15 protein-coding genes are annotated in these 15,313 nt (G+C 41.0%); 10 read left to right on the forward strand and 5 right to left on the reverse strand.

The window, feature by feature from the left end:
* Positions 1–117: 117 nt before the first annotated feature.
* Both ACMX3D_RS04180 and ACMX3D_RS04185 read left to right on the forward strand, forming a co-directional pair.
* Positions 118–444, forward strand: a complete 327-nt coding sequence (locus ACMX3D_RS04180; RefSeq protein ID WP_482750209.1) for a hypothetical protein — start codon at positions 118–120, stop codon at positions 442–444.
* 69 nt (positions 445–513) lie between these two features.
* Positions 514–1,512, forward strand: coding sequence for an L-lactate dehydrogenase (locus tag ACMX3D_RS04185; protein ID WP_482750210.1), 999 nt, complete (start codon positions 514–516; stop codon positions 1,510–1,512).
* A 284-nt stretch (positions 1,513–1,796) separates the two neighbouring features.
* Here ACMX3D_RS04185 and ACMX3D_RS04190 read toward each other — a convergent pair whose 3' ends face one another.
* Together ACMX3D_RS04190 and ACMX3D_RS04195 are read right to left on the reverse strand one after the other, a co-directional pair.
* Positions 1,797–2,408, reverse strand: coding sequence for a chymotrypsin family serine protease (locus ACMX3D_RS04190; protein WP_482750211.1), 612 nt, complete (start codon positions 2,406–2,408; stop codon positions 1,797–1,799).
* Between the two features lie 45 nt (positions 2,409–2,453).
* On the reverse strand, positions 2,454–3,464 hold the full coding sequence (locus ACMX3D_RS04195) for a proline racemase family protein (RefSeq protein ID WP_482750212.1): 1,011 nt from the start codon (positions 3,462–3,464) through the stop codon (positions 2,454–2,456).
* A gap of 66 nt (positions 3,465–3,530) precedes the next feature.
* Here ACMX3D_RS04195 and ACMX3D_RS04200 point away from each other — a divergent pair, with 66 nt between their 5' ends.
* Positions 3,531–4,394: a DMT family transporter gene (locus ACMX3D_RS04200; protein WP_482750213.1), complete on the forward strand. Its 864-nt coding sequence runs from the start codon at positions 3,531–3,533 to the stop codon at positions 4,392–4,394.
* Positions 4,395–4,457: 63 nt separating this feature from the next.
* On the opposite strand, the gene ACMX3D_RS04205 is transcribed toward ACMX3D_RS04200, so the two are convergent.
* From ACMX3D_RS04205 to ACMX3D_RS04215, 3 genes are read right to left on the reverse strand one after another with little or no spacing between them, the layout of a single operon-like run.
* Positions 4,458–5,651: a carboxylate-amine ligase gene (locus tag ACMX3D_RS04205; RefSeq protein WP_482750214.1), complete on the reverse strand. Its 1,194-nt coding sequence runs from the start codon at positions 5,649–5,651 to the stop codon at positions 4,458–4,460.
* A 16-nt stretch (positions 5,652–5,667) separates the two neighbouring features.
* Positions 5,668–6,846 carry a M20 metallopeptidase family protein gene (locus tag ACMX3D_RS04210; RefSeq protein WP_482750215.1) on the reverse strand — a complete coding sequence of 393 codons (1,179 nt, stop codon included), beginning with the start codon at positions 6,844–6,846 and terminating at the stop codon, positions 5,668–5,670.
* 14 nt (positions 6,847–6,860) lie between these two features.
* The gene (locus tag ACMX3D_RS04215) at positions 6,861–7,292 is read right to left on the reverse strand and encodes a pentapeptide repeat-containing protein (protein ID WP_482750216.1); all 432 of its coding nucleotides are present in this window, start codon (positions 7,290–7,292) and stop codon (positions 6,861–6,863) included.
* A gap of 205 nt (positions 7,293–7,497) precedes the next feature.
* Here ACMX3D_RS04215 and ACMX3D_RS04220 point away from each other — a divergent pair, with 205 nt between their 5' ends.
* From ACMX3D_RS04220 to ACMX3D_RS04250, 7 genes are all read left to right on the forward strand, one after another.
* Positions 7,498–8,151: a phosphoribosyltransferase gene (locus tag ACMX3D_RS04220; protein WP_482752273.1), complete on the forward strand. Its 654-nt coding sequence runs from the start codon at positions 7,498–7,500 to the stop codon at positions 8,149–8,151.
* 192 nt (positions 8,152–8,343) lie between these two features.
* Positions 8,344–8,508, forward strand: coding sequence for a hypothetical protein (locus tag ACMX3D_RS04225; RefSeq protein WP_482750217.1), 165 nt, complete (start codon positions 8,344–8,346; stop codon positions 8,506–8,508).
* Between the two features lie 63 nt (positions 8,509–8,571).
* Positions 8,572–9,132 (forward strand): HPF/RaiA family ribosome-associated protein, encoded by a 561-nt coding sequence (locus tag ACMX3D_RS04230; protein ID WP_482750218.1) that lies wholly within the window; start codon positions 8,572–8,574, stop codon positions 9,130–9,132.
* Between the two features lie 302 nt (positions 9,133–9,434).
* Positions 9,435–9,917, forward strand: coding sequence for an Hsp20/alpha crystallin family protein (locus ACMX3D_RS04235; RefSeq protein WP_482750219.1), 483 nt, complete (start codon positions 9,435–9,437; stop codon positions 9,915–9,917).
* Positions 9,918–10,287: 370 nt separating this feature from the next.
* Complete coding sequence (locus ACMX3D_RS04240) at positions 10,288–11,316, forward strand: CapA family protein (protein ID WP_482750220.1); 1,029 nt, start codon at positions 10,288–10,290, stop codon at positions 11,314–11,316.
* A 17-nt stretch (positions 11,317–11,333) separates the two neighbouring features.
* On the forward strand, positions 11,334–12,500 hold the full coding sequence (locus tag ACMX3D_RS04245) for a baeRF7 domain-containing protein (protein WP_482750221.1): 1,167 nt from the start codon (positions 11,334–11,336) through the stop codon (positions 12,498–12,500).
* 10 nt (positions 12,501–12,510) lie between these two features.
* Positions 12,511–15,258 carry a UPF0182 family membrane protein gene (locus ACMX3D_RS04250; protein WP_482750222.1) on the forward strand — a complete coding sequence of 916 codons (2,748 nt, stop codon included), beginning with the start codon at positions 12,511–12,513 and terminating at the stop codon, positions 15,256–15,258.
* The last annotated feature ends 55 nt before the right edge of the window (positions 15,259–15,313 follow it).

The raw sequence follows: 15,313 nt of genomic DNA on the forward strand, positions 1-15,313 counted from the left end.
CACATTTTCGATTTTGACTGGGCGAACAACTCAAGGGGTCAGCAGTGAGTCGTGATTGAGTTGTCAAGATGGATGTAATTTAATTTTCTGTCCCGATTGGAGCCAAGGAGTTCAACCATGATTGGCAAATCGTTGCAGTGTGAATATATCGGTTGGGGAAACTTAGAGCAGTTTCGCTCGCGGGCTGTCGCCGAGAATGAGGCGTTAATTTTTACGCCTCCTGCGGGCAACGCTCCCATTTTAATTCACGGGTTTTTGGATTATCTGCGATCGCCAGAGTTGCAAGCTAAAATCCCGCAACAGTTTTCAGAAAACGATGTCGCAGGAGTTATGGTAGAAATGGTGAGAACGCTGCCAAAAACTCTTTTGAAAGAGTGGACAAATCAATCCAACACCACAGATCAAACAGCAGTTTGTGCAATGCTGCGTTGGTCAACGAGTTAAATCATTCGGTCTGTCAAATGAGGCTCTAAGGTTAAAGGAAGATGGGCATTACATAGGTTAATTGTTTGTATGTTTTTTGGAAACTTATTTACATCCTCATCAGGGGAGAAATTTATTTCTCCTATCATTCGCCAACCTCGTAAAGGAGTAATTGTTGGTGCAGGTCAGGTAGGGATGGCTTGTGCTTATTCACTGCTGATCCAAAATATCTTAGATGAAATAGTAATTGTTGATATCAATCAGCACAAATTAGAAGGGGAAGTCATGGATTTACAACATGGACTCCCCTTTGTTGAACCAACATTAATTAGGGCGGGAACTTTAGCGGATGGCGAGAATGCAGATATTGTCATTATTACTGCTGGAGCCAAGCAGAAGCCAGGAGAAACCCGTTTAGATTTAGTAAACAGAAACGTAGAAATTTTTCAAAGCTTAATTCCAGAAGTTGTTAAATTTTGTTCAACAGCGATTTTGCTGATTGTTACCAATCCAGTAGACATCATGACTTATGTCTGTCTCAAAATTTCTGGGTTGCCTAGTTCTAGTGTAATTGGGTCGGGAACAGTCTTAGATACTACACGTTTTCGCTATTTGTTATCCCAAAAGTTTCAACTTGACCCGCGTAGTTTACACGCTTACATTATTGGAGAACATGGTGATAGTGAAGTTCCGGTTTGGAGCAAGGTAAATATATCTGGAATGCACTTTCTAGATGAAAAGTGGGAAGAAGGCAAACAGATAGATCCGCAATTACAAGAAATTTTTGCACAAGTGAAGAATGCTGCTTACGAGATTATCCAGCGTAAAGGAGCAACTTCCTATGCGATTGGCTTGGCAGTAGCCCAAATTACACAGTCAATTCTACGTAATCAAAACCGAGTTTTAACAATCAGCAGCCTCATTAATGATATTCATGGTATTCAAGATGTGTGTTTGAGTTTACCTGCGGTAGTTAACCGTCAGGGTGTTACGAGAATTTTGAATCTCTCGTTGAATCAAACTGAATTACAACAGTTACAACATTCTAGTAAAATTCTCCGCCAGACTATTGAGCAACTGAATATTTAACTTCGGGATGGCGTTTGGCTGAAAAACGAACAAAGAGGAAAGGTTTTTGATTCCTCTTTCCTCCTTTAACGTTTTTCTAGTCCATAAGTAATATTGTTGGGTTAGTGGACTAATCTTTTAGAAGATGTTTGAAAAGTATGTTCATTAACATCAAAGTCTAAAAAACCTAACCCCCCTAGCCCCCCTTGCCTACGAGAGAATGGGGGTTTCAAAGCCTCTCTCCGTTTCGGGGAGAGGTTTGGAGAGGGGTTTGTAGTATACTTTAAGACTTTTCAAACAAACTCTTAGAGCATCTGTTCTGCCATTTCCACCCGCAGGAGCGATCGCACATTCTCGATTTGATTGACAATAGTTGCTACCGACGAGCCAGCAAATAGTAATCCTACAACCACTGGGGTATTATTTACCAAAGTCGCCACCAATGAACCAGAATCACCACCAGCAGAAATGTTAGTGGTAATAATTTGATCCTTGAAACGGGCTGTTCTACCGTTACCATAGCCGACATCAACAGTGGCACTAATCGCTGTAATTCTACCGCTTGTAAAGTTCGTAGTGCGTCCAGTTTTAAACACAGGCATTCCCACAGTTACATCCTGCTTGCGCCGCCAGCCTCGCACATAACCCAACCAGTAGATTTCCCGATCAATATCATGGAATGGTGCTTCTGCGATCGCAGCATCTACAAGGTTGCGGTGTTGTTCTCTAGGAATTGTTGGTTCAAAGTCAATCGTTACAAATCGGTTCAGACGAGCGATGACATCTGTGGAAGCATTTCCGCCATCAAAGGGGCCTGGTTGCAATATCGGATCACCCACCGCAGCATCATTACTGTTAGCCAAAACGTGATTATTGCTGAGAATATAGTAACGGGATGGAGTACCAACACCATGCACTCCTAGAAACGATTGAATTAGCTTGAATTAAGCAAAACTTAATTATTAAGTAATAACAAAACCGTATTTAATTGGATCTCTTGGATCGATTACAAACTGTTGAATTCCTGTAATAAATGCTTCTCCAGTAATCATGGGATCTACTGCAACGAAGTCACCAACTTGAACTTCCCTAACCAGTTTTCCCCTAAAACTAGAACCAATGATACTCTCGCTAGTAAACTCGACATTTAATTGAAGTTTACCCTTACCATACAGTGTAGCCATAATAGCTGAAGTACCAGTACCACAGGGAGAACGATCCATTTGACCATTACCAAAAATGATTACATTCTTAGAGTAAGGTTGATAAGGTTTAGGTTGCTCATAAATAGCAGTTAATTCTACTGTATTAATATGCTGTTCTATGGGATGCTGCACTTTAAATTGGTCATTAACTGCTTTTTTCACCATCATTCCCAATTCGATTAGTTTTGAAATATTTTCAGCTTGAAGTGAAACACCTAGAATCTTTGCGTGAGTGATAGCAAAAAAGTTACCCCCAAAAGAAACATCAATAGTAATTTTTCTGGAATTAGGAAGCACTAGTTCTATATCTTTGGCGTATAAAAAAGAAGAAACATTAGCAACAGATATTTCATATACTTGGTTATTTTTAACCCTAGCATGACTTTCAATTAAGCCTGCGGGCGTATCGAACATAATAATTGTTTCTGGTTCTGTTTTATTAATCATTCCAATCTCAATGAGAGCTGTAGTTATGCCAATGATTCCGCTCCCACACATATCGACATAACCTGCATTATCCATAAAAATAACGCCGTATTGACCGCGATTAGTTGTTGGTGGAGTAATAATCGCACCAAACATTTCTTTATGTCCTCTAGGCTCGTGCATGAGAAGAGTACGAATGTAGTCTAAATGATTTTTTATGTAATGCTTTTTTGCTACCATTGTCGTTCCTGGAATTATTGGTAAACCACTCATAACAATTCGCGTTGGTTCTCCTGCGGTGTGGGTGTCAATAGCTGAGATAATTTGAGAAAAGTTTGTCATAAATAAATACGCTAAAAAGTTAGATATCTTATTATTGATTCTGTCAAAAGATAGATGAAAAAAGTAATGAATCAGCAAAAATTTCTGGGGTATCTGTTAGGAAGTATTGCATCAGTTATAATGGCTTCATTGGGATTTTTTGTGCGGAATACTTCAGCAAATGCACAAATCATTACATTGTCACGTTTTGGAATTGGATTCTTTTTTTTAGTATTGTATCTCTTCCTAACTAATAGAATTAACTTAATTAAAAGTACAAGATTCTCTTTTGCACTAATCTCAAGTGGAATATTTTTATCTTTGTGTATTTTGTTTTACATAAAAGCTATTAATACGATAAGCTTAGTTAATGCTGTATTTTTACTGTATCTTGGCCCATTAATTGCTACGGGACTAGCAGTAATTTTTTTGAAGGAAAGCTTGACATTATCAAAAATATTATTACTCAGTTTTGCTTTTTTAGGATGTTTATTTCTACTTGAGTTTAAACTATCTTTTAATCAAATAGATTTAAACAAATACTGTTGGGGAATTTTGTCTGCTATATTTTATGGACTATTTATAGTGGAAAATAAACAAATAAACTCAGAATTATCTTCTTTGGTTCGGTCTTTTTGGCAATTAATGTTTGGCGTGATTGCACTTTTATTCTGCTTCGATATTACTTCAATAGAATTGAAATACACAGATTTATATTGGTTAATTGCTATAGGTTTTTTGCATGGTTTTATTGCTGTGACATTGGCTATATCTTCTCTCAAAAGGTTAGAGGCATACGAATATAGTATGATTTCATATTTAGAACCTTTGGCAGCAACTATTTTAGGTTTATCTGTTTATGAAGAAACTATTTCAAGATTACAAATAATAGGTTGCTTGATAATATTTATTAGTGGAATTTTACAATTATTTTTAAGCAAAAACCAATAGCGTATAATTTAAAAAATGCCAAAAAAATCTGTAGAATATATAAGTAATGCTTGGCATAAATAACTAATCAAGTGCAGACAGAGAAAAAGTTGTTGAAGAAAGCTGATTATTTTCTACTTCCTGTTTTCTTACATTACATAAGTCATCCTCTAACTCGCTGACTAAAGAAGCAACTACTGCTTTTACAGAACCTGTGCTTTCAAACACTCGCCGTTGTCGAATATAACTTGCTCCTTGGTCTAATCTTTTTTCTAATTGGAATAGATATGAACTATTTCCCAAAGTATCGGCAGTTTCTGCTAGTACATTCAAGATATCTTTAACTATATTCCTGATGGGTCTGCTATTGCCTTGTTCATCTTCAATATAATTAGCATCTAAACCCCAACGAGAGGCGCGAAAGTAGTTTTCTCTTTCAATCAACCAAGGAAGAGGAGTTAACAAAAATTCTGGTTGCTTTCCTTGACTGTGATGATGCAGATCTACAATTAAAGAATGGATAAAAGCAGCCAGCATCATCGATTCTTTGATCGTTGGTTGAGCATCCATCACCCTCACCTCAAGAGTTCCGAAATTAGGTTGGGGACGCAAATCCCAATGGATATCGCGAATAATCTCAAACATCCCTGCATGTTGAGCAGTAGCAAAGAAATTCGCAAAATCCTGCCAGTTTTTAAAAGTGGGACAAATACCATAACTTCTCAAAGATGATAAGAACCTTTGGCGAAAGGAAGCAAAGCTAGTATCGTGACCCCACCAAAAAGGCGAACTAGCAGACAGAGCCAACAAAATGGGGAGATAGGGTTTGAGTCTGCCCATAATATCTATAGCTGCATCACCCGATGGCATTCCTACATGAAGCTGAACCGCACAAGTCATCATTAAATCTGCGAGATAGCCAGATGTATGTTGCTGGGCCAGATATCTGGGAATAGGGGTGATAGAGGCAAAGCGATCGCAACATGGATGAGTTCCGGCTGCACAAATCGTCATCCCCAGTAGTTGGCATCTGGCTTTGAGGTCACGCAGAATAGCAACAATATTGGCTTCTAACTCAGCAATATTTGAGCAAACCTGAGAGGCAATCTCTACCATTGCTTGGTTACATTCTGGCTGAATCCAAGAATTTTCAGGATTTTGTGCCAATAGAGGTAAAATACCATCTACCAATTGCAATGTATCAGGATTGAGCAATTGCAACTCAATTTCCATCCCCAAAGAGAACTCAGGAGAGCTTTTGAATTCTATCTCAGCCATACGTTGTAATTAGGTACTAGGAATTTTCTGCATATTCTGCGATCGCTTCTCGAACCACCCGATCAAAGAAAGCTGCGCCAACTTTCAATGCTTGTTCGTCAAAGTCAAAGGAAGGACTATGCAACGGGATGTTTTCACAACCTTGTTGACAAGCACCAAATCTGACGTAACACCCAGGAACTTGTAACAAGTAGAAAGAAAAATCTTCTGCTCCCATACTGGGTTGATCCATTATGGCTAATCCCTTGGAACCCAAGATATCAACTACAGCACGACGGGCAATTTCTGTCTCTTTTCCTGTATTAATCACAGGTGGGTATCCGTGACGAATTTCTACTTCTACTCTGGCATTGTGCAGTTCTCCCACGGCTGTAGCTATACGCTTCAATCCATCAATTATGTAGTTCTGCACATCTAAGTTTGTGGTGCGAATAGTACCTTCCAAAATTGCTTCCTCAGCGATGACATTACCTGCACTACCTGCTTCTACTTTACCGATGGTAACTACCGAGGGATAGGCGGGGTTGATTTCTCGTGAAACGAGGGTTTGCACGGCCATAATTAGCAGTCCAGCAACAACTACAGCATCAACAGCTTCATGAGGTCTAGCTCCGTGTCCGCCTCGACCTTTGACACGAATAGTAAAGCCATCAGATTGGGCAGTAATTACTCCCTTGGCAACCATAATCTCGCCGACCTGGTAGTGACGGGTGACATGACCGCCAAAGATGGCATTTACTCCTTCTAAAGCACCAGATTGGATCATCACTTTCGCGCCCGCACCCTTTTCTTCCGCAGGTTGAAAGATGAAAACCACGTTTCCCGGTGGCGGATTCTCTTTCAATAAAGCTGCTGCGCCCAACACCATAGCCATGTGACCATCATGACCGCAGGCGTGCATCTTACCTGAATGAAGAGATGCAAAGGGCAATCCTGTATTTTCTTGTCCGGGAAGAGCATCCATATCAGCCCGCAGGGCAATTTTCGGTGCTTCTTGTCCAGCATTGATCAACTTGGCAATGATGCCACTACCCACCCCGCCATACCAAAAAGGAATACCTAAACGCTTAAGTTCATCTATAACGATGGATGCTGTCTTTTTTTCCTCAAATGCCAGTTCAGGATGGCGGTGTAAATGTCTGCGTAACTCTACCATTCGAGGGAAGACTTTCTCAGATGTCAGGACATGAGTCATAACATATCTCCTTGTTATTCTTCCAACTGCATCATTTTGGCGCTCACAGGGTCAAAATCCTCTGGAAACACTGTGTAGCTGTCATATTTGGCTGCATTTAAATTAGCGCCGTTCAAGTTAGCTCCTCTCAAATCTGCGCCTCGGAGGTCAGCTTCACTTAAATCTGCTCCCACCAATTTATCTTTGAACAAATCTGCACCACTGAGGTTAGCTCCCCTCAGATTTGCCTTTCTTAAATAAACTCCACTGAGATTAGCGCCACTCAAGTCGGCTCTACTAAGTTTGGCTGCATCCAAGTTAGCTCCGCTGAGGTCTACTCCTTCTAAATAAGTTTCTTGTAAGTCAGCTTTAGATAACTCGGCTGCGCGAAAGTTTCTTTCTCCTGCTTCATACTTTCTTTTGAGTTCATGAGCGCTTTTCACTGGTTGATTAGATAAGTTTTGCATAGTAAATTCACCAGTTTTTCTAAGTCGGAAGTGTTTAAATTTCTAAGTGCAACGTGGCTCAATTATTTGGCTTTAATTTGATGCTAAAAGAAAAATTTGAAGAACTTGTGAGGTAGTTTTGCTTTCCTCACAACTTTCTCAAATTTGTTACCTAACCTGAAAGATATCTTGTAAGCGGCGGTCAGTTATGGCTACTATGAGTCAAATCAAAACAAGATTCCAAAATCGCGCTGAAGCAGGGCAACAATTAGCTAACAAACTGACAGATTACGCCCATCGTCCAGATGTATTAATGTTGGGACTGGTGCGTGGTGGTGTACCTGTTGCTTTTGAAGTAGCCAAAGCTTTGAATGTCTCGTGGGATATTTGTTTGGTGAGTAAACTGACTGTCCCAGGACATAAAGAATTAGCAATGGGAGCGATCGCTTCTAGTGGTTTACGGGTACTTAATTATGAAGTTGTGAGTTGGTTGGGGATTTCCGGGAAAACAATTGATGATGTTGCAGCTAGGGAACAACGAGAATTAGAGCGACGCGACAGAGCTTATCGAGGTCATCTTTCGCCATTAGATCTGAGCAATCGCACTATTATTCTTGTAGATGATGGTATCGCCACTGGTTCAACCATGCGTGCTGCTATTGCTATTGTCAGAGAACAAAAGCCTCAGCAAATTATTGTTGCAGTTCCTGTAGGATTAGCCAAAACTTGTCAAGAATTAAGCCGCGAGGTAGATAAAATTATATGTTTAATAAAACCAGAACCTTTGTATGCGATCGCTCTCTGGTATGAAAACTTTGTCCAAATCAGTGATTCTGCAATTCATGAACTTTTGACACAGCAATTTGCAGTTAGTTCTTAAAGAGATTGTATATACTTTTTTATCGTTTCTTCGCTGGTATTGACTTTTAGAGAAATAATAGAAATGAAAGTAAAGGTTAATAATTCAAGTTCAAAATTCTCATATACATTGATTACTGAGTTGTAATTGCTGCTATATATTTCGCAGATATAACGGTTTTTCCTTCCTGATTTAGTGTGGGAGGTGAGTAGAATGACCATCACAACCACTCAACCAAAATTGCAGGTAAAAAAGGTAATTAAGAAAAAACAGTTATCTCAACATTCAACAGATATTGGTACTCCTCAAGTTCCCCTCCGTCAACTCCCTGTGAAACAAGAGCATGAGTTGTTATGTGATTGGGAAAACGCATCTTAATTAGCACCTTGCCTGAGCAATCTGTCATTCCAGGTAAGAGATACTTGAGAAATAGGAGAACACATGATAATTCCACTACAAATCACCTTTCACAACATTCCACCATCAGAAGCGGTAGAAGCAAAAATTCGCTCCTTAGTCGATAAACTAGAGCATTTTTATAACCGGATTACCAGCTGTCGAGTCATAGTTGATGCTCCACATCGACATCACCGTAACGGTAAACTTTATCAGGTGCGAATTGACATCACTGTGCCAACAGGGGAAATCGTTGTCAGACGTGACCCACCTGAACATCAATCCCACGAGGATATTTATGTAGCAATTCGTGATGCTTTTGATGCAGCCAAGCGCAAACTGCAAGACCACACCAGTATGCTGCGTCAGGAAACCAAGACTCATGAAGAACAGCCTCATGGACGAATTGCGTCGTTGTTCTCTGATGAAGGCTACGGTTTTATTGAAACACCTGATGGTAGCGAAGTTTATTTTCACCGCAACAGTCTATTCAATGGTGATTTTGAGCAGTTGCAGGTGGGAGACGAAGTTCGTTTTGCAGAGGAAGAAGGCGATAAAGGACTCCAAGCTAGTACTGTCAGACTAATTGGTAAGCATCACCTGTAAGGTTAAGACCATTGATTTCAAACACTTTATGAATAGTCTAGGGAGCATCAACCACTTCCTCACAAGTTCCTCAAATTTTCCTTTTAACCTCAAGATAGTAAGAGAGTCTTTACTTGTTAAGCTGTTTCACATCAGGCTTGTATATATAAGTGTTGACAGCCAATGGTCAACGATCGCATGAAGTGATTATGCCATGAATATGTGTTTTAGCTTAATCAGTTCATACTGAAGTGAAAGCTGCAAGAGTAGCAATCAAGTTGAAATATCAAATTTTAAATTACACATGATTGGAGGCAACGATTATGGCGATTACTCGTTGGGAACCTTTCCAAGAAATTGAACGTTGGGAACCATTTCATTGGGAGCCTATGCGGGAAATTGAACATCTGCAAAGACGGATGAACCGCCTATTTGAACGGATGTTCCCCAGTGGTGATGGCGGAGTCTCTGCACTTACCTTTATACCCTCCGCCGAAATGGAAGAAACTGCTGACGCAGTTCGTCTCAGACTAGAAATTCCGGGACTAGAATCAAAAGATTTGAATGTGGAAGTGACAGAAGAATCTGTTTCGATCAGTGGCGATCGCAAATCAGAAACCACGACAGAAGAAAAAGGCATAGTCCGCTCTGAATTCCGTTATGGCAAATTTGAGCGAGTCATTCCACTACCTGCACACGTTCAAAACGACAAAGCACAAGCCGAATACAAAAACGGCATTCTCACCCTCACCATCCCGAAAGTTGAAGGCGAAAAGAAAAAATCCGTCAAGATTAACGTTGCTTAATCTGTTGTCGTAAAAGCAAAGGGATAGATAGGGGAGAAGTAAAAACTGACTTTTCACGTTATGTTGGATAAACCAATAAGAAACCTAACCCCCCCAGCCCCCTTCCCTCGTAGGGAAGGGGGAGAAGTCAAAGCCTCTCTCCTACGAGGAGAGAGGTTTGGAGAGAGGTTTTCCAGATACCGTGAAAAGTAAGAAGTAAAAAATCCTTAACTCAAAACTCAGTCATAAATTCGTAGTGAATCGTTCAGGGAAGTACTCTGCGCTCCTTTGCGCTGACTTTGCGATTCTCTGCGTTTAAATACGAATTGATGTAAAAGTTAAGAACTTACTTCATCCCCTTCCTGATAAAACAATACATTCGCAAGAGCCTATGGCAAAGTCCGTCACTTTAGCATTTATCGGTGATGTCATGCTGGGTCGGGGTGTCAACGAAGAGATTCCCCGGAGGTCAGCAGAGTCCTTTTGGGGAGATGTTTTGCCGATTTTGCGCGGTGCGGATGCTGTCATCGCTAATTTGGAATGTGCCATTACTCAAAATACTCAAGAGTGCAGGAGAACGCCAAAAATTTTTCACTTTCGCGCTGATCCCGCCGCAGTAGAAGTACTTCGTGCTGCCAATATTCAGTGTGTTAATCTTGCCAACAACCACATCCTCGACTTTGATGACCAGGGTTTACTAGATACGCTGAAATATCTTGATGTGGCGGGAATTCACCATGCTGGGGCGGGGCGGGATATCAGTCAGGCTACAACTCCCATCATCATGGATATTGCAGGTTTGCGTGTTGGTATCATTGCCCTCACAGATAACGAGCCTGATTGTGCTGCGACTAAAGATTCTCCAGGGACTAATTATCTAGAAATTAGTCCAAATTTGTTAACTTTATCACTGATAGAATCTGCGATCGCTCAGTTACGTCAAGCTGGGGCAGAGTTAGTTATCTTCTCGGCTCACTGGGGGCTGAATATGGTCATCTCACCTCCGCTTCACTTTCGCCAGTTTGCTCGCGCAGTCGTGGATAGGGGTGTTGATATCTTTCACGGTCATTCTGCTCACCTTTTCCAAGGTGTAGAACAGTACAAACAAGGGTTAATCCTTTATGACACAGGGGATTTTCTGGATGATTATGCAGTTGATCCTGTGTTGCGTAACGATTGGTCTTTTGTGTTTCTGGTAGAAGTGAGCGATCGCGGCTTATGTAAGTTGCGTTTAATACCTGTATTTTTAACTTACACGCGAGTTGACCTAGCCAAGGGCGAAGAATTCACTGCTATCTGTCAGCGTATGCAATTTATTTGTGCAAATTTAAATACCAATATCATACAAACAGCAGAAGGATTAGAAGTTAACTTGGAGGCTAGAAAAAACGCCACTATCAGTTCTACTTTTTCTCTGTAAACACAGGAGGCAAACGAATGAAATTACTCTCTATTGCAGAACTCGAAACACTAGCAAAACAACCCAGAGAAGTCTGTGTATCAATTTTTCTCCCAACTTGCCATGCCGGGATGGACACGCAACAAAACCCAATCCGGTTTAAGAACTTAATTCGAGATGCTGAAGAACGCTTGATTGAGCATGGTTGGCGTTCTGAAGATGCAAAAAACTTACTCGAACCAGTCAGACAGCTAGATGAGTATGAATTTTGGCAACATCAAAGTAATGGTTTAGCAATCTTCCGCTCACAAGATTTTTTCCAATATTACTCTCTACCTATAGATTTTGCAGAACTAGTAACTGTTAGTAACCATTTTTACCTTAAACCTCTATTCCCCTTATTCCAGAGCGATGGACATTTCTATATCCTGGCTCTCAGCCATAATCTGATTCGGCTATTAGAAGGCACTCACCATCATATTGAAGAAATTGATTTAACTGGTATACTACCAAGTCTGGAAGAAGTACTATGGTTTGACGAACCAGAACGGCAAACTCCTTCTCATACAGGCACTCCAGGCGCAACAGGTGGACGACGCGCCGCTCCTAGTGGAGTCACGGTATTTCACGGTCATGGTGCTGGTGATGAGGATGAGAAAGAAAATCTCAGCATATACTTTCATCGGGTCAATGAAGCGTTGCAGGAGTTATTCAAAGCAGAACACGCTCCCTTAGTGCTGGCTGGAGTAGAGTATCTTTTGCCGATTTACCGAGAAGCAAATACTTATCCTTATCTTGTGGATGCTGGAATAACAGGTAATCCAGAACTACTATCACCAGAAGAATTACACGCCCAAGCTTGGGAAATAGTAGAACCATTATTTTTGCAAGCACAGCAAAACGCAATCAATCAATACAGGGAACTGCTAGGAACTGGAAAAGCTTCCAGCCAAATTACGGAAACTATTCCGGCAGCTTGTCAGGGACGAGTTGACAAGTTAATTGTCGCCCTCGGTCAACAGCAGTGGGGTACTTTTGACTCAGATACCCAAACAGTTCAGGTACATTCCGACGCAGAACCCAACGACGAGGAATTATTAGATTTCGCTGCAACTCAAACTATTTTAAATGGCGGTATTGTCTATGCAGTTGAGTCGGCTGAGATGCCAGATGATACGCCATTAGCTGCGGTATTTCGCTATTGATAGGTAAATTATGAACCTTAAGCACAGAGGCATTCTAATAATCATCTTGATTGTGATTGTTGGTTTTTCTCTATCTAAAACACTAGTGCATATTCTGACCGAAGCATGGTGGTTTGATACTGTTGGTTTTTCCGAAGTCTTTTGGACAAGATTGACCTGGCAAATCCTTATCTGGATTTTCACCTTTGCGTTCTACACCCTGTTTCTCTGGAGAAACTATCAGATTGCGATGCACCATACGCGGCATAGTTCCTTTCGCTTTTTTGAAGACAACGCATTGGCAGAATATACCGATAAATTCATCAATTTCCTAGCTTTAGCGTTGATTTTGTTTATTGGCTTTGGTGCAGCAAGTGCTAGTATCCCAATGTGGGAAATTATTCTTAAATATCTGCATCCTACTAATTTTGGTAATAGCGATCCAATATTTCAACAGGACATCGGCTTTTATGTTTTCCAGTTACCGTTTTATGAAGCGATTTGGAACTGGTTGTTATTTGCTTTTGTCTGGGGACTCATAGTATCTATTCTGGTTTATTTCCTCAAAGGCAGTTTTACACTACGGCGGCGTAACGGACGAAATACCCTAAATGGCAAAGCGAAAAGCCATTTAAGTTGGCTATTTGCAGCTATCGCCGGATTAGTAGCTGTTGATTTCTGGCTGAAACGTTTCAGCCTACTTTACTCAACTAATGGTGTTGTGTATGGTGCTGGTTACACTGATGTCCATGCGCGGTTATTTGCCTACTGGGCAACAAGTATCATTGCGTTAGTAGTTGCAGTTCTGTTGGTTCTCTCAATGAGGCGCAGAAGTTACGCCGTACCCACGTTGGGGATTGTACTATTTTTCGCGGTTTTAATTCTGCTTGACGGTGTTTACCCTTGGTTTGTGCAACAATTCATCGTTGAACCCAACGAATTAACTAAAGAAAAATCCTACATCGCCAACAACATCCAATTCACCCAAAATGCCTATCATTTGCACGATGTACAACGGCAAAACTATACAGCCGCAGCCGAATTGAACCGTCAAGTTTTGCAGTCGAACCAGCCAACTATCCGCAATATTCGCTTATGGGACTACCGTCCGCTTCTCAGTACCTACCGTCAAATTCAGGAGATTCGACTTTATTACCAATTTCAGAGCGTGGATGTAGACCGTTATACCGTGAATGGTGATTATCAACAGGTGATGCTGTCGGGAAGGGAACTAGCTTATTCTCAGTTACCGCAAGAGGCGAAAACTTGGGTTAACCAACGTTTGAAGTATACCCACGGCTACGGTTTGGTGATGAGTCCAGTTAACCAAGTCACCTCGGATGGTTTACCCCAACTGTATATCAAAGATATTCCCCCTGTTTCTGGGGTGAATCTCCAGGTGAACCAGCCAGCAATTTATTATGGCGAAGAAACCGATAACTATATTTTTACTGGGACGAAAACCCAAGAGTTTGACTATCCTTTAGGGGATGGTAATGCTTATACTAATTACAACGGTAAAGGTGGTGTACCCATCCCAACGATGTGGCATAGGTTAGCGTATGCTTACGACTTGGGTAGCCTTCAGATATTAATTTCTAATTACTTTCATCAACAATCACGTATTCATTACTACCGTTTGCTTCAGGAAAGGGTGAGTCATGTTGCACCATTTCTGCATTTGGATAGTGACCCTTACTTAGTGCTAATTAATGGTAGATTACAGTGGATTGTGGATGCGTATACAACGAGCGATCGCTATCCATATTCTGAACCAGTAGCACACACTCAAAACGCTGCCGAAATTCTTCAAGGCGGAAATATTGAACAACTTTTACACCGCGATATCAACTATCTCCGCAACTCAGTTAAGGTATTAATTGATGCTTACGACGGCACAATGCAGTTTTTTGTCGTTGATGAAACTGACCCCGTACTGCGTACCTACCAAAAGATTTTTCTTCACTTGTTTACACCCAACTCTGCAATTCCATCCCAGGTAAAAGCGCATTTTCGTTATCCGCAAGACCTGTTTAAAATCCAGGCGCAGATGTATCGTGTCTACCACATGAACGACCCGGAATTATTCTACAACCGGGAAGATTTGTGGCGCTTACCCATCGAAACCTATGAAGGCAATGAGCATATCATGCAGCCTTACTACATGATTATGCGCTTACCAGGAGCAGCGAAGGAAGAATTTATCCAGATTTTACCGTTCACCCCTGCCAACAAAGACAACATGATTGCCTGGATGGCGGCGCGTTCCAATAGTAAGGAGTATGGTAAATTACTACTATACGAGTTTCCCAAACAAAAACTCATCTTTGGCCCTCGACAAATTGAAGCGCGAATTGACCAAGAACCGCAAATTTCTCAGCAGTTTACTTTATGGAGCCAAGCAGGTTCTAAAGTAATTCGCGGAGATTTGTTAGTGATTCCCATTGACCAATCTTTACTCTACGTCGAACCAGTATATCTGCGAGCAGAACAGGGCGAGTTACCTGAATTGAAACGGGTAATTGTTGCTTATGACAAAGCCGTAGTGATGGAAGAAACTTTAGAACAATCTCTAGCCGCAATTTTCGGTGGTGTTCAAGAACAGAAGCCACTACCTAGTGCTGTAACTGGAGAAGTACCAAACTTAGCTAAATCTGCGTTGGCAACTTATCAAAAGGCACAAGAGGCAATGCGGCAAGGAAATTGGGCTGAATATGGACGGTATCAGCAAGAGTTGGAGGGGATTTTGCAGAAGTTAAATCAGGGTAGTAAGCCTTGAAATACCATGCAATCTTTTCAAACATTTCTTACACATAAAGTTTTGTCCGTATTGT

The organism is Anabaena sp. TISTR 8404 (assembly GCF_056847745.1).

Bases quoted from the DNA above. Each gene is read 5' to 3' on its own strand.
- ACMX3D_RS04215 (WP_482750216.1), bottom strand. From the start codon at position 7,292: ATGCAAAACTTATCTAATCAACCAGTGAAAAGCGCTCATGAACTCAAA.
- ACMX3D_RS04200 (WP_482750213.1), top strand. From the start codon at position 3,531: ATGAATCAGCAAAAATTTCTGGGGTATCTGTTAGGAAGTATTGCATCA.
- ACMX3D_RS04210 (WP_482750215.1), bottom strand. From the start codon at position 6,846: ATGACTCATGTCCTGACATCTGAGAAAGTCTTCCCTCGAATGGTAGAG.
- ACMX3D_RS04235 (WP_482750219.1), top strand. From the start codon at position 9,435: ATGGCGATTACTCGTTGGGAACCTTTCCAAGAAATTGAACGTTGGGAA.
- ACMX3D_RS04185 (WP_482750210.1), top strand. From the start codon at position 514: ATGTTTTTTGGAAACTTATTTACATCCTCATCAGGGGAGAAATTTATT.
- ACMX3D_RS04245 (WP_482750221.1), top strand. From the start codon at position 11,334: ATGAAATTACTCTCTATTGCAGAACTCGAAACACTAGCAAAACAACCC.
- ACMX3D_RS04250 (WP_482750222.1), top strand. From the start codon at position 12,511: ATGAACCTTAAGCACAGAGGCATTCTAATAATCATCTTGATTGTGATT.
- ACMX3D_RS04205 (WP_482750214.1), bottom strand. From the start codon at position 5,651: ATGGCTGAGATAGAATTCAAAAGCTCTCCTGAGTTCTCTTTGGGGATG.
- ACMX3D_RS04225 (WP_482750217.1), top strand. From the start codon at position 8,344: ATGACCATCACAACCACTCAACCAAAATTGCAGGTAAAAAAGGTAATT.
- ACMX3D_RS04180 (WP_482750209.1), top strand. From the start codon at position 118: ATGATTGGCAAATCGTTGCAGTGTGAATATATCGGTTGGGGAAACTTA.
- ACMX3D_RS04195 (WP_482750212.1), bottom strand. From the start codon at position 3,464: ATGACAAACTTTTCTCAAATTATCTCAGCTATTGACACCCACACCGCA.
- ACMX3D_RS04230 (WP_482750218.1), top strand. From the start codon at position 8,572: ATGATAATTCCACTACAAATCACCTTTCACAACATTCCACCATCAGAA.
- ACMX3D_RS04240 (WP_482750220.1), top strand. From the start codon at position 10,288: ATGGCAAAGTCCGTCACTTTAGCATTTATCGGTGATGTCATGCTGGGT.